This is a genomic window from Pseudomonas pohangensis (assembly GCF_900105995.1).
GTDB classification, from domain to species: Bacteria; Pseudomonadota; Gammaproteobacteria; order Pseudomonadales; family Pseudomonadaceae; genus Aquipseudomonas; species Aquipseudomonas pohangensis.
In genome coordinates this window covers 326,492-338,883 of record NZ_LT629785.1, presented here as the reverse complement: position 1 = coordinate 338,883, position 12,392 = coordinate 326,492, and the positions used below count along the sequence as shown (strand labels likewise).

The window sequence follows — 12,392 nt, the reverse complement described above, 5'->3', positions numbered from 1 at the left end:
ACGCCATTCGGAAAACCGCCTGCAGCCAAGCACTGTCAACGCTCGCGCCGCACCGGACAAAAAACCATCAACTGCCGCCGGTAGCAGGCGGGGTCTTCTTGCGCGCTGGTTTGCGGGCAGCAGGCGCCGCTTTCTCCTCGACAGCTAGCGGCTTGTCCTCATCGTCCATGCCCATCTGGGAAATCTCGCGCAGTCGCTCCACCACCCGTGCGTTGACACTGCCTTCGGCAAACTTGCCCTGATCGTCCAGAGCGCCCGCCGGTTCTCCGGCCAGCAACGCCAGTGCCTCGTCCACACAGCTGACCGCGTAGACATGAAATATCCCTGCACGCACGGCCTGCAGCACGCGCTCATCCAGCATCAACGAGGACACATTCGAGCGCGGCACAATCACGCCCTGCTCGCCGGTCAGGCCGCGCGCTTCGCACAAGCGGTAGAAGCCTTCGATTTTTTCATTGGCGCCGCCAACCGCCTGCACCTCGCCAAACTGGTTGATCGAACCGGTGATGGCAAAGCACTGTTTCAGCGGTTGCCGTGACAAGGCCGAGATCAGCGTACAGACCTCACCCAGCGAGGCGCTGTCACCATCAACGTAACCATAGGACTGCTCCAGCGCGATGCTCGCCGAGATTTCCAGCGGGAACTCCTGGGCGTAGCGGCTGCCCAGATAACCGGTCAGGATCATCACGCCCTTGGAGTGGATCGGCTGACCAAGGTTGACCTCGCGCTCGATGTCGACAATTCCCGAACCGCCCGGATACACCGTGGCGGAAATCCGTGCCGGCACACCAAACGCCGAGTCGCCGACATCCAGCACCGTCAGGCCGTTGCACTTGCCCACCGCCGCACCAGCGGTATCGATCAGGATGATGCCCGCCAGCATGTCGTCGAGAATCCGCGCGGAGACCCGCCCGGTGCGGGTCTCCTTGGCGCGCAGGGCGCGCTCGATATGGCCGGCATCGGTGACCAGATCACCAGCCAGGTTGCGGATGAAGTCCGCCTCGCTGACCAGCTGAAACAGGTCGCCGATGCGTGCCGACAGCCGTCCCTGGTGTTCCGCCAGGCGGGCACTGTAAGTCGCCAGGCGGGCAACGGCCGCAGCGGTCAAGGGCGCCATGCACTCTTCCGAAGTGCGGGTTTTCAGCAACTGGGCAAACTGCTCGAGGCTGTCCTCGCCCAGCGGAATGTCCTCGTCGAAATCGACCAGAACGCGAAACATCTCCTGGAAGTCCGGATCGACATCCTGCAGCGTGTAGTACAGCTGCCGCGAGCCGATGATCACCACCTTCAGCTGTAGCGGAATCACCTGGGGCGTCAGGCTGACCGTTGCCAGGCGACCCAGTTCAGCCAGCGGCGATTCCATCTTCAACTGCCGCGAATGCAGCGCGCGCTTGAGGGCATCCCAGACGAAAGGCTCGCTCAGCAGCTTTTCTGCCTCGACAATCAGGTAGCCGCCGTTGGCCCGGTGCAACGCCCCCGGGCGCAACTGCCGGTAACTGGTGTAGAGAGCACCCTGATCGGTGTTGTACTCGATACGGCCGAACAGGTTGTCATAGGTCGGGTGCGACTCGAAAACCACCGGAGCCCCGCCATTGACGTTATGCCCCACCACCGGGCTGGGCGAGTATTGCTCTTCGAGCAGCAGGCGCCGTTCGGCATCGGACTTGTTGTCATCGACCAGCTGATCAATCACGGTTTTCAGCAGATTGACCTGCATCGCCTGCAAATAGGCGCCCACCCCGGCATTGTCGGCATACTTTTCCGCCAGCGGCGAAAGCAACGGCTGCAACGCCTGGGTGATGGTCTCGTCATTCAGCCGGCGCTGTTCGTTGCTGGTTTCGCGCTTCCATTGCGGCAAGCTGGCCAGTTCTTCGTTGAGGCGCTCTTCGAGGACGGCAATGTCATCATGAAAGCGTTCGCGTTCCACCTCGGGAAGCTGGGAAAACTCGGCTTCATCCAGCGCCTTGCCTTCGCGCATCGGCGTGAAGGCAATATTGGTGCTGTCACGGTAAAGCGCCACCCCCTTCTCCAGCGCCAGCTTTTCAATGATATCCAGCGCGCGGTCGTAACGCTGGTTGAAGGCGCGCTCAATGACACTTTTCTTCTGCTGGTAAGTCGGTGTTTCGAACACAGCAGGAAAGGTCGCCAGCAGGTTATCGATCAGCTGGCTGATATCGGCGCTCAGCCCGCAACCCTGGCCGGGTGGCAAACGCAGGGCATGCGGCTCGCGCGGCTCATCAAAGTGATTGATATACACCCAGTCGTCCGGGGTGCCCTGGCGTTTGCCTTCAGCCTTGAGATAGCGCTGCACAAAGGAAAAGCGTCCGGTACCCGGTTCGCCCATCACATACACGTTGTAGCCAGCACGCGGCATCGCCACGCCGAATTGCAGTGCGGCAACCGCCCGCTCCTGGCCCAGCACGCCGCGAAACGGCTCCAGTTCTTCGGTGGTTGCAAAGTTGAACTGCTCCGGCAGGAACGGCCGGGTCAGTTCTTCGGGGTTCAGCAGGAGCGCAGGAACAGCAGAAGCAGCCATGGTGAATCCTTGCGTGGCGGACGGCACGAGACCAGAGGTATGTCCGCATTCTGCTGCCGCCTTGCCGTCACTGGCAAGGCTGGATCCATGCCGGAGTCAGTCAGCGCATTGCACACAGCACTCGGCCATCGGCATCACGGCCAGCCGTTGGCTGCCGATGGCTTCGCCACATTTGGCACAGTAGCCGTAAGCACCTTCGCTGAGCCGCTCACGGGCTTTTTCCACTTTGCGCAAGGCGGCCTGAGACTCGCCAAGCAGCGCCTCCAGTACTTCATCGTTCTCGCGCTCCAGCGCCTGCTCGGCTGAATCCGCCGAATGGCTGCGAGCGAGATCCTGACGCAGCGCCTCGATGCGGCCACGGTATTCGACAGACAGCTTTTCCAGTGCAACAGCAGGATCGAAGGTGCTCATGGGCTTTCTCCTTGGGGACAACCTACAGTGTGGACAAGCCCGCAAAAGCCGTAGTGACCTGCATCAATTGCCACAAGATTGCACTTTCCGCGCGCTTTCGCCTTGACACTACAGCCCATAGCGAAAATGCTGTAGGCAGCGCAAGCAAGATGTCTGCGCTTTACCCCCGAATTTACAGAAGAGAGATTACCCATGAAAAGGATTCTGCTAGGTACCCTGCTCGCCGCTGTTTCCATCAACGCCTTCGCTGAAGCGCCAGGTGGCCCGAACTGCGGTTGGGGCAACATGCTGTTCAAGGGCCAGCGCGGCGGCGTTGCCCACTTCCTCGCTTCCACCACCAACGGCACCTCGGGTAACGCCACTTTCGGCATGACCTCGGGTACCAATGGCTGCTCTACCAACGGCACCCTGACCTACGGTGGCAAGCCGATGATTGCCCTTAACGGCATGATGGATGAGCTGTCCGAAGACATGGCCCGTGGCGATGGTGAAGCCCTGACCACTTACGCGGTGGTTCTGGGTGTTGCACCGGAAGACCGTGCACACTTCGCTTCTGTTACCCAGCAGCACTTCAGCGAAATCTTCAGCTCCTCCGATACCACCTCTGTGGAGGTCTACTCGGCCACACTGGCTGTTCTCAAGCAGGATCCGCAACTGGCCAAATACTCCAATCCGGTCTGATCTGCTGTTCTGATCTGCTGCGACCCGCCCGACCGGGCGGGTCTCTTCTGAAAAACCATAAGCGATTTTCATGCTCAAACGCCTTCCTGCCGGACTGGCGCTTTGCCTGTGCCTGAGCCTGCCGCTTCATGCCAGCGCAACGCCAGCCGACGCGCAACTGCAACAACTGGCCAGCGACCCCTACTGGATCAGCCTCGGTCACTACGAAACCGGAAAGTTCGGTGGCTGGCGCAGCTATGTGGACGACCCGTCGTTCTTTCTCGCCGCAACCGGCCCGAGCGACCCGGCCGCCGAACTGCAAGCCACGCTGATTGCCATCCAGTCCCCGGACAACCTTGGCGACCAGCATGCCCAGTGCAAATATCCGGCACGTACGCGCTGGCTGCGCGAACAACTGCAACTGAAGGATCTGCCGACTCCGGCCTGCAACGAATTTCACGTCTGGTACGCCGACATCAACCCGCACAGCGTGGTGCTGATCTACCCCGCCGCGTACCTGGGCAGCCCGTCGTCGATGTTCGGCCACACCCTGTTGCGCATTGATCAGGCCGATGCCGGCAGCAACAACACCGCCATGCTCAGCTATGCGCTGAACTTTGGCGCCTTCATCGAAGGCGATGACAACAGCATGCTGTATGCCTGGCGCGGGCTGATGGGCGGCTATCCCGGCGTGTTCGCGCTGATGCCTTATCGCGACAAGATGAAAGAGTACAGCCGTCTGGAAAACCGCGACCTGTGGGAGTACCCGCTGAACCTGACACCGGAAGAAACCGGACGCATGGTCGAGCATGTCTGGGAGCTGCGCCAGGTCAAGTTCGACTACTACTTTTTCGACGAGAACTGCTCCTACCGCCTGCTCGAACTGCTCGAGGTGGCGCGTCCGGGCACAGAGCTCACCGACCCGTTCCAGATCACCGCCATACCCACCGATACCGTGCGCGTAATCAAGCAGGCGGGCATGACCGAAGGCGTGGTGTTTCGCCCCTCCCGTGAGCGCGAACTGCTGGCGCGGGCCGAGCCGCTGACGATCGAGGAGCAGCTGCTGGTGCTGCACCTGAGCACCGGTGAAATGCAACTGGATGCGCCGGCCATGCAAGCCCTGCCCGATGCGCGCAAGGCGCAGGTGCAGGACGCCGCGTTCCGCCTGGTGCGCTACAACTCGGAAAACCAGGACCGCGATGACCAGGTGGCCGAGCGCAGCTACGCGATGCTGCGCGCGATCAACCAGAACCCGCCCGAGCCGCTGGACATCCCCCGCCCGGAATTGCCGGAAGAAGGCCACCCCTCGCGTACCTGGCAACTGGGTGCCGGCAGCCGCGTGCATGACGCTTACGCCGAGTACGGCCTGCGCATGGCCTACCACGACCTGAATGACAACCTGGCCGGTTTCCCGCTCGGCGCGCAGATCGAGATCGCCCAGCTCAAGGTGCGCCAGTACCAGGGCAATGACTGGAAGCTGCAGCAACTGGACATCGCCACCATTCGCTCGCTGACTCCACGCAACGAGCTGATCAAGCCCTGGTCGTGGCAGGTCAACGGTGGTTTCCAGCGCGTGCTGGGCAAGAACCAGAACGACGTCCTGGTCAGCCAGGTCAATGGCGGCGGTGGCGGCAGTTGGGCGATTAGCGATGACGCACTGGTGTTTGCCCTGGCCACGACCCGGGTCGAACACAATCATGAGTTCGCACCTTTCGTGGCGCCTGCCGCTGGCTTCAACAGCGGCCTGCTGTGGCGCAACCCGCTGGGCAACCTGACCCTGGAAGGCAGCGGCGACTACTTCCTCAATGGCGAGGTAAGGCGCAGCCTGTCACTCAATCAGCAGTGGGAGATCAATCGCGACCTCGGCTTGCGCCTGTCCGCCTCCCGCGAGTTTGCCCAGCAGAGCAGCCCGGTCAACGAGGTGATGCTGGAACTCAAGTGGTATTACTACTGAGGCTGGCTCCGTAGGGTGGGCTTCAGCCCACCACTACCTGTCCCGACTGCCCGCCGGTGGGCTGAAGCCCACCCTACGCGGGTGCGTGCCTGGGCAGGGCCAATGAGATCACGGCTGCCAGTAGTACGAACAATGCTGAAATCCACAGACACGCTTGCAGGCCATAGGTCTGATACACCCAGCCGGACAGCAGGGTACCCAGCAGCCGGCCAAGGGCGTTGGACATGTAATAGAAGCCGACATCCAGCGACACCCCGTCCTCCTTGGCATAGCTGACAATCAGGTAGCTGTGCAGCGACGAGTTCACGGCAAACACCGCACCAAACACCAGCAACCCGCCCACCAGTACCCACTGCGCCGACCATCCGCTGTCCAGCCCCAGCGCAATGGCTGCCGGCAGCCCGGCCAGCAGCAAGGCCCAGATAAACGCATCACGCCCATCCGGTACCTGGCCGCGCGACTTCCCGGTGAGCCCTGGGGCGAACGACTGCACAGCACCGTAGCCGATCACCCAGAGGGCAAGGAAGCCGCCGACCTGCCAGAAATCCCAGCCCAGTACCCCGCTCAGATACACCGGCAACGCCACCACAAACCAGACATCACGGGCACCGAACAGGAACAGCCGCGCTGCCGAAAGGCTGTTGATCGCCCTGCTTTTGGAGAGGATCTCGCGAAATTTCGGCTTGGCGCTGGCCTTGCCCAGATCCTGTTTCAGCAACAGCAAGCTGGCGATCCAGACCAGCGCCAGTACGCCGGCCATCGCCAGCAGTGCATGGCTGAAGCCGAGTAGCGCCAGCAGCCCGGCACCGAGAAAGAAGCCCACGCCCTTCAGCGCGTTTTTCGAACCGGTAAGGATCGCCACCCACCGGTACAGGGTGCCTTGCTGGCTGTCCGGCACCAGCAACTTGATCGAGCTTTTCGCGCTCATCTTGTTCAGGTCCTTGGCCACCCCCGACAGCGCCTGCGCCGCCATCACCCAGGCTACGCTGAGCCAGGCCGTCGGCACCGTCAGCATCAACAGCGCTGCCACCTGCAGGCCAAGGCCGATATTCATGGTGCGATTGAGTCCCAGCCGCGCACCCAGATAGCCGCCGAACAGGTTGGTCACTACGCCGAAGATTTCATAGAACAGGAACAGCGCGGCAATCTGCAGCGGCGAATAACCCAGAGCGTGGAAATGCAGCACCACCAGCATGCGCAACGCGCCGTCGGTGAGGGTGAAGGCCCAGTAGTTGCCGGTGACTATCAGGTACTGGCGGACTTCCGGTGACAGACGGGAAAGAGCGTGCATTGGCGTATCCAGAGTGCAAAATCGTAGGGTGGGCTTCAGCCCACCACCGGGGAATGCAAGCGGTGGGCTGAAGCCCACCCTACACCTTGGTTAGCCGGCCAGACCGACCAGCCGTGCCAGCTCGACGGTGCGATTGGCGTAGCCCCATTCGTTGTCGTACCAGGCGTAGATCTTCACCTGGGTGCCGTTGACCACCATGGTCGACAGCGCATCGACAATCGACGAACGCGGGTCGGTGCGGTAATCGATCGATACCAGCGGCCGTTCCTCGTAACCGAGAATGTCCTTGAGCGGCCCGGCTGCCGCCGCCTTGAGCAGCGCATTGACCTCTTCCACGGTAGTTGCCCGCTCTACCTCGAACACGCAGTCGGTCAGCGAGGCATTGGCCAGCGGCACGCGTACCGCATGGCCGTTGAGCTTGCCGCGCAATTCGGGAAATATCTCGGCAATCGCCGTCGCCGAGCCGGTACTGGTGGGAATCAGGCTCATACCGGAAGCACGCGCACGGCGCAGATCCTTGTGCGGCTGGTCGAGGATGCTCTGGGTATTGGTCAGGTCGTGAATGGTGGTCATCGAGCCGTGGCGGATGCCCAGGCTCTCGTGGATCACCTTGACCACCGGTGCCAGACAGTTGGTGGTGCAGGAGGCGGCAGTGACGATACGGTGCACCGCCGGGTCGAACAGCTGCTGGTTGACTCCCAGCACCACATTCAACGCGCCCGCCTCTTTTACCGGCGCACTCACCACCACACGTTTGACGCCCTGCTCCAGGTAGCCCTGCAGCACCGCTACCGTCTTCATCTTGCCGCTGGCCTCGATCACCAGATCACAGCCCGACCAGTCGCTGTCGGCAATCGCCTTGTTGGCCGTCACCTTGATGCGCTTGCCGTCGATGATAATCTCGTCCCCTGCGCTGCCGGCCTCGAACTGCCAGCGTCCGTGCACCGAATCGAAGTTCAGCAGGTGCGCATGGGTCGCCGCATCCCCCGCCGGATCATTGATCTGCACGAATTCGAATTCTGGCCAGGCCCAGGCCGCACGCAGCGCCAGGCGACCGATGCGGCCGAAGCCGTTGATACCTACTTTGATCGTCATGTGTATTCCCTCATACAGTTCAACAGCAACTCGCCTGCCGCTCGGGGCGCTCGCCCATACAGCAAAGACGCTCGACATCCGCCTGCAACCAGCCTCGGTTGGCCTGTTCGATAGCCAGGATCATTTGCAGCGCCCACTCCGGCAGATCCGGATGCAGGCGGTAAAAGATCCACTGTCCCTGCCGTCGATCAGCCAGCAAGCCGCTACTGCGCAGCAGAGCCAGATGGCGGGAAATCTTCGGCTGGCTTGCCGCCAGTGCGCAGGTCAGCTCGCACACGCACAACTCGCCCTCAGCGGCAATCAGCAGCGTGATGCGCGTACGGGTTTCATCGGCCAGTGCCTTGAACAGATCAGTCGGTGTCATGGGGGCAGCCTACAGACTTCAGATTACAAACATATGAACATCCATATATTGACATGCATAATGCGCCGCGAGCAAAAAAACCACAGAATGCCGAGGGCCTTTCCGCCACGCCAATCACAACAGGAGTCAGCATGGGTGAGTGCAGCAGCTGCGACTGCAAGTCGGCGGGCACACAGATGCCAGAGCCGCCTGCAGCGGACACACGGGCAACCCAGGTCAGTCTGTTCAGGGTAAAGCATATGGACTGCGCTGCCGAAGAGCGTCTGATCCGCATGGCCCTTGAGCCACTGCCCGGTGTCGTGGCCTTGAACTTCGACCTGCCCGGGCGCCGGTTGCAGGTGCTGCACAACACCGACATTACGCCGCTGGCCGACAAGATCGCCGCGTTGCAACTGGGCGCAGAACTGCTCAGCACCGATGTTGCTGTCGAGCACAGCGCCGCAGCGCCTGACACGCAGCAGCAACGCCGGGTGTTGCACTGGTTGCTGACGATCAACGCGCTGATGTTCATGGTGGAGCTGGGCACTGGCCTGCTGGCGCAATCCACCGGTCTGATCGCCGACTCCCTCGACATGTTTGCCGATGCCGCGGTGTATGGCGTCGCGCTGTTTGCCGTTGGCCGGGCAGCCGCCAGTCAGCTCGGCGCGGCGCGTCTGGCCGGTGGCGTACAACTGCTGCTGGCCCTGACCGCCCTGGCGGAAGTGGCCCGGCGTTTCGTCTATGGCAGCGAGCCGGTATCCGCGTTGATGATGGGCATGGGGATACTGGCATTACTCGCTAACGTAACCTGCCTGTACCTGATATACGGCCAGCGCGAGGCGGGTGTGCACATGCGCGCCAGCTGGATATTTTCTGCCAATGATGTGCTGGCCAATCTTGGCGTCATTGCCGCTGGCGCGCTGGTCGCCGTTACCGGCTCAGCCTGGCCGGACCTGCTGATCGGCAGCGTTGTCGGGCTGCTGGTGCTCAACGGGGCACGCCGCATCCTGTTGCTGAAAGCCTGAAGCCGGCGATTGGCTGGCGCGAATCAGCGGGCGGCTGCCGCCAGTTGACGTCTGTCCTGCAGGGTCAGGTAAACCACCAGCGCCACTATGATCACCAGAAATATTTCACTGGTGCCGAGCGTGCCAAAGCCCATGCCGCCTTTGGCCACCGACTTCGACAACCAGTCGCCGCAGGAGGCACCGAACGGCCGGGTCAGCACATAGATCACCCAGAAGGCAGTGACCACGCCCAGTTTGAACACGTAATGGGCAATGGCCACCAGCGCGATCAGCCCGGCAAAGATCAGCGCCGAGACGCCATAGCCCAGCTTCATGCTCTCCCCCACCAGGTCGCCCGCAGCGGTGCCGAGGGCGAAGGTGAAAAGAATTGCCAGCCAGTAAAAGCGCTCGCGCTTGGGCGTATCGATGCTGTTGATCGACAGGGTCTGTTCCTGGGCATGCCATATACCGAAGGTCAGGACCAGCAGCACGCTGAAGGCAATGCTGGTGGCTTCCAGTGACACCCCGAGGTTATCCACCAGATTGTCGGTAATCAGGGTGCCGACGATGCTGATCATCACCACCGTCGACCAGTAGATCCACGGCACATAACGGGTTGCGCGCAGTTGCAGAATGACGATGAGCAGCAACGGCAGCAGCATCACCAGCGAGGTCAGCGCCAGCCCCCAGTGCAGCTTGAAGATCAGCAGATCGGCGCCGGTCTCGCCGACGGTGGTCGAGAGAATCTTGATGATCCAGAACACCAGGGTGACTGCCGGCACCTTGTTCAGCATGGTGCGGGAGTTTTGCGTGGCTGCAACGGACATGAACGTTACTCCGGTTTCAGGAACATTTCGGCGGTTGCAGGAAGGTGCGCGAGACATCGATCAGGCCGAGCTTTTCCAGCGTGCGCCGACCAAGCAGCACCGGATAATTCATCTTGCTGCGGTTATTCAGGGTGAACTGTTCGTCGTACAACTGCTGGCCGATGCACAGCTGCAGGCTGACCACCGGCCGGTGATCGCTACCACCAGCGCCGCGCACCTTCACGCTGCGCTCGACCCGCCGTTCAAATACCTGGCTTTGCAACTGGCCGGTTCTGGCATTTTCAAACTCGACGGTAAAACGCAGCCACTTCTCGCCGTTGCGCTTGAACGGCTGCAGGTTCTGCGCATCCATCGATGAGGTGAGGGCGCCGGTATCCAGTTTGATCTTCAGCGGGATCTGCCCCGGTTCCAGCAAGGCTTCCTCGATCCAGCCAAACACCTTGGCCGGTGCGGCCAGCGCCGGCAACGGCAACAGGCCGGTGAGCAGCACCAGCAATAGCGGAGCACAGGGTTTCAACCATCGATGCGCGAGCATGCGCTGTACTCCGGATAACGGCGGCTTGCGCGCGGATCAATACTTGGTCTGTTCCTGCTGCAACAGGTGCTTGGCATATTTGCCGTCGGTCGGCGGCCGGCAACTGCGGAACAGGTCGAGATCGGCATGGTAGGCCTCGGTATGCACATCCATCAGGCCCAGCACCGAGTGGAACAGGTTGTCCTGTGATACCGGCTGCTTGCCCTTGGCTTCCAGGCAGCTGGCGGCAATCCCCTGGCGCTTTTCCAGACCACTGGACATCCACATCAGCATCGGGATATGGGTCTGCTCGCTGGGTGCCATGGCGTAGGGCAAGCCGTGCAGGTAGATACCGTTTTCACCGAGCGACTCGCCATGGTCCGACAGGTAGAGCATGCCGGTATCCAGCCGCTGACTATTGTGCTGCAGCAGGTCGATGGTTTTTGCCAGTACATGATCGGTGTACAGCAGGGTGTTGTCGTAGGCATTGACGATCTCGGCCTGCTGGCAACGATCGAGCTGGTTGCTCTTGCATACCGGAGTGAATTTCTCGAAGGCAGCCGGATAACGTTTGTAATAGGCCGGGCCATGGCTGCCCTTCATGTGCAGCACGATCACCGCATCGTGGTTGAGACTGTCCAGATAGGCCTGCAAACCATTGAGCAGGACTTCGTCATGACATTCGCCAGGATCGCACATGGCATCGACTTCAATGTGCGAGACATCCTCATACGGCTCCCGGACACAGGCACCCTTGCAGCCGGAGTTATTGTCGCGCCAGAGCACACCAACCCCGGCGCGCTGCAACACATCGAACAGCCCCTCGCGGCTATTGGCCATGCTGTCCTTGTAGCCGTCGCGACCGACGTTCTGGAACATGCAGGGCACCGAGACCGCCGTGGCAGTACCGCAGGAACTGGCCTGTTCGAAATTGATCACGCCACGTGCGGCCAGCTCCGGATTGGTCTCGCGGGCATAACCGTTCAGGGAAAAATTGGCGGCGCGGGCGGTTTCACCGACCACCACCACCATCACTTTCGGTTTGCCACCGGGCAGCAAGCGGTAGGCATCGGCACCCACCACTTCGAGTTTCAGTGGCGCAGCAAACTGGTGTTTGAGGTAGCTGTGCGCGGCCGCCACAACATTCGACGGCACCAGCATCAGGCGGATTTCCCGGTGATTGCGCACCAGCGAGGAGTAGGACTGGTAGCTGGTAGCGGCGATCGCACCGATGCACAGCAAGGCCAGCGCGATGCCGCCCAGCTTGCCGCGCAGTTCGCGCTTCCAGCCCCGTTGCAGCAGGCGTACGCGACTGATCAGCAGGATCGGCAGCCCGGCAAACAGCAGAAACCAGCCGGCCATGCGCCAGCTCAACAGCTCCGTGGCTTCAGCCGGATCGGTCTGCGCGATGTTTTCCAGCATGCTCGAGTCAATCACGATGCCGTAGCTGTACATGAAGTAACTGGCCGCCGCCGAAACCACCAGCAACAGACCGAGGATGGCCTTGGTCGCCCGGCCCCAGCTGAGCAGACTGAGCAGACCGAACAGCCAGCACAGGACAAACAGCGGCAAGCTGGCGAGAAACCACTTGTTATCGTTCGACCAGCCACCGACACCGTCCCAGACCACCCGCCAGAAAGTGCCGTTCATGGTCAGCAGCATCCACAGGGCAACCGCCAGGGTCAGGCTGTTGCGGCTGATAGTGAAGCGCCAGCGCGCCGGCGTGGCAGGGGATTGTTGCGACATGTCTGGCGGAA

The 12,392-nt window shown here is 61.6% G+C and carries 11 protein-coding genes; 3 read left to right on the top strand and 8 right to left on the bottom strand.

All coding sequences use genetic code 11. From position 1 onward, the window contains the following. Window positions 1-67 precede the first annotated feature (67 nt). A complete protein-coding gene (locus tag BLT89_RS01625) occupies window positions 68-2,536 on the bottom strand; it encodes a Lon protease family protein (protein WP_090192776.1) in 2,469 nt (822 codons plus the stop codon). A gap of 96 nt (window positions 2,537-2,632) precedes the next feature. Further along, on the bottom strand, window positions 2,633-2,947 hold the full coding sequence (locus BLT89_RS01620; RefSeq protein WP_090192775.1) for a TraR/DksA family transcriptional regulator: 315 nt from the start codon (window positions 2,945-2,947) through the stop codon (window positions 2,633-2,635). A gap of 192 nt (window positions 2,948-3,139) precedes the next feature. On the opposite strand from BLT89_RS01620, the gene BLT89_RS01615 reads away from it, so the two are divergent. Next, window positions 3,140-3,628, top strand: coding sequence for a DUF3015 domain-containing protein (locus BLT89_RS01615; protein WP_090192774.1), 489 nt, complete (start codon window positions 3,140-3,142; stop codon window positions 3,626-3,628). Between the two features lie 70 nt (window positions 3,629-3,698). After that, window positions 3,699-5,561 carry an Lnb N-terminal periplasmic domain-containing protein gene (locus BLT89_RS01610; RefSeq protein ID WP_090192773.1) on the top strand — a complete coding sequence of 621 codons (1,863 nt, stop codon included), beginning with the start codon at window positions 3,699-3,701 and terminating at the stop codon, window positions 5,559-5,561. Window positions 5,562-5,634: 73 nt separating this feature from the next. Here the strand turns inward: BLT89_RS01610 and arsJ are convergent, their stop codons facing one another. The 3 genes from arsJ to BLT89_RS01595 form a co-directional block, all read right to left on the bottom strand. Beyond that, complete coding sequence (gene arsJ, locus BLT89_RS01605; protein ID WP_090192772.1) at window positions 5,635-6,852, bottom strand: organoarsenical effux MFS transporter ArsJ; 1,218 nt, start codon at window positions 6,850-6,852, stop codon at window positions 5,635-5,637. Window positions 6,853-6,942: 90 nt separating this feature from the next. Next, window positions 6,943-7,947, bottom strand: a complete 1,005-nt coding sequence (locus BLT89_RS01600; RefSeq protein WP_090192771.1) for an ArsJ-associated glyceraldehyde-3-phosphate dehydrogenase — start codon at window positions 7,945-7,947, stop codon at window positions 6,943-6,945. A 19-nt stretch (window positions 7,948-7,966) separates the two neighbouring features. Next, a complete protein-coding gene (locus BLT89_RS01595) occupies window positions 7,967-8,311 on the bottom strand; it encodes a metalloregulator ArsR/SmtB family transcription factor (RefSeq protein ID WP_090192770.1) in 345 nt (114 codons plus the stop codon). A gap of 131 nt (window positions 8,312-8,442) precedes the next feature. Between BLT89_RS01595 and BLT89_RS01590 the strand changes: the two genes are divergently transcribed. Next, the gene (locus BLT89_RS01590; protein WP_090192769.1) at window positions 8,443-9,315 is read left to right on the top strand and encodes a cation transporter; all 873 of its coding nucleotides are present in this window, start codon (window positions 8,443-8,445) and stop codon (window positions 9,313-9,315) included. A 23-nt stretch (window positions 9,316-9,338) separates the two neighbouring features. On the opposite strand, the gene BLT89_RS01585 is transcribed toward BLT89_RS01590, so the two are convergent. The 3 genes from BLT89_RS01585 to BLT89_RS01575 are packed head-to-tail and all read right to left on the bottom strand — an operon-like array spanning window position 9,339 to window position 12,381. Next, a complete protein-coding gene (locus tag BLT89_RS01585; RefSeq protein ID WP_090192768.1) occupies window positions 9,339-10,121 on the bottom strand; it encodes a COG4705 family protein in 783 nt (260 codons plus the stop codon). 16 nt (window positions 10,122-10,137) lie between these two features. Then, on the bottom strand, window positions 10,138-10,656 hold the full coding sequence (gene rloA3, locus BLT89_RS01580; RefSeq protein ID WP_157718765.1) for a retropepsin-like aspartic peptidase RloA3: 519 nt from the start codon (window positions 10,654-10,656) through the stop codon (window positions 10,138-10,140). A gap of 36 nt (window positions 10,657-10,692) precedes the next feature. Then, window positions 10,693-12,381 carry a phosphoethanolamine transferase gene (locus BLT89_RS01575; protein ID WP_172829108.1) on the bottom strand — a complete coding sequence of 563 codons (1,689 nt, stop codon included), beginning with the start codon at window positions 12,379-12,381 and terminating at the stop codon, window positions 10,693-10,695. Window positions 12,382-12,392 lie beyond the last annotated feature (11 nt).

Coding starts and splice junctions, on each gene's coding strand:
- arsJ (WP_090192772.1), bottom strand. CDS start 6,852: ATGCACGCTCTTTCCCGTCTGTCACCGGAAGTCCGCCAGTACCTGATA.
- BLT89_RS01575 (WP_172829108.1), bottom strand. CDS start 12,381: ATGTCGCAACAATCCCCTGCCACGCCGGCGCGCTGGCGCTTCACTATC.
- BLT89_RS01585 (WP_090192768.1), bottom strand. CDS start 10,121: ATGTCCGTTGCAGCCACGCAAAACTCCCGCACCATGCTGAACAAGGTG.
- BLT89_RS01595 (WP_090192770.1), bottom strand. CDS start 8,311: ATGACACCGACTGATCTGTTCAAGGCACTGGCCGATGAAACCCGTACG.
- BLT89_RS01620 (WP_090192775.1), bottom strand. CDS start 2,947: ATGAGCACCTTCGATCCTGCTGTTGCACTGGAAAAGCTGTCTGTCGAA.
- BLT89_RS01590 (WP_090192769.1), top strand. CDS start 8,443: ATGGGTGAGTGCAGCAGCTGCGACTGCAAGTCGGCGGGCACACAGATG.
- BLT89_RS01625 (WP_090192776.1), bottom strand. CDS start 2,536: ATGGCTGCTTCTGCTGTTCCTGCGCTCCTGCTGAACCCCGAAGAACTG.
- BLT89_RS01610 (WP_090192773.1), top strand. CDS start 3,699: ATGCTCAAACGCCTTCCTGCCGGACTGGCGCTTTGCCTGTGCCTGAGC.
- BLT89_RS01600 (WP_090192771.1), bottom strand. CDS start 7,947: ATGACGATCAAAGTAGGTATCAACGGCTTCGGCCGCATCGGTCGCCTG.
- rloA3 (WP_157718765.1), bottom strand. CDS start 10,656: ATGCTCGCGCATCGATGGTTGAAACCCTGTGCTCCGCTATTGCTGGTG.
- BLT89_RS01615 (WP_090192774.1), top strand. CDS start 3,140: ATGAAAAGGATTCTGCTAGGTACCCTGCTCGCCGCTGTTTCCATCAAC.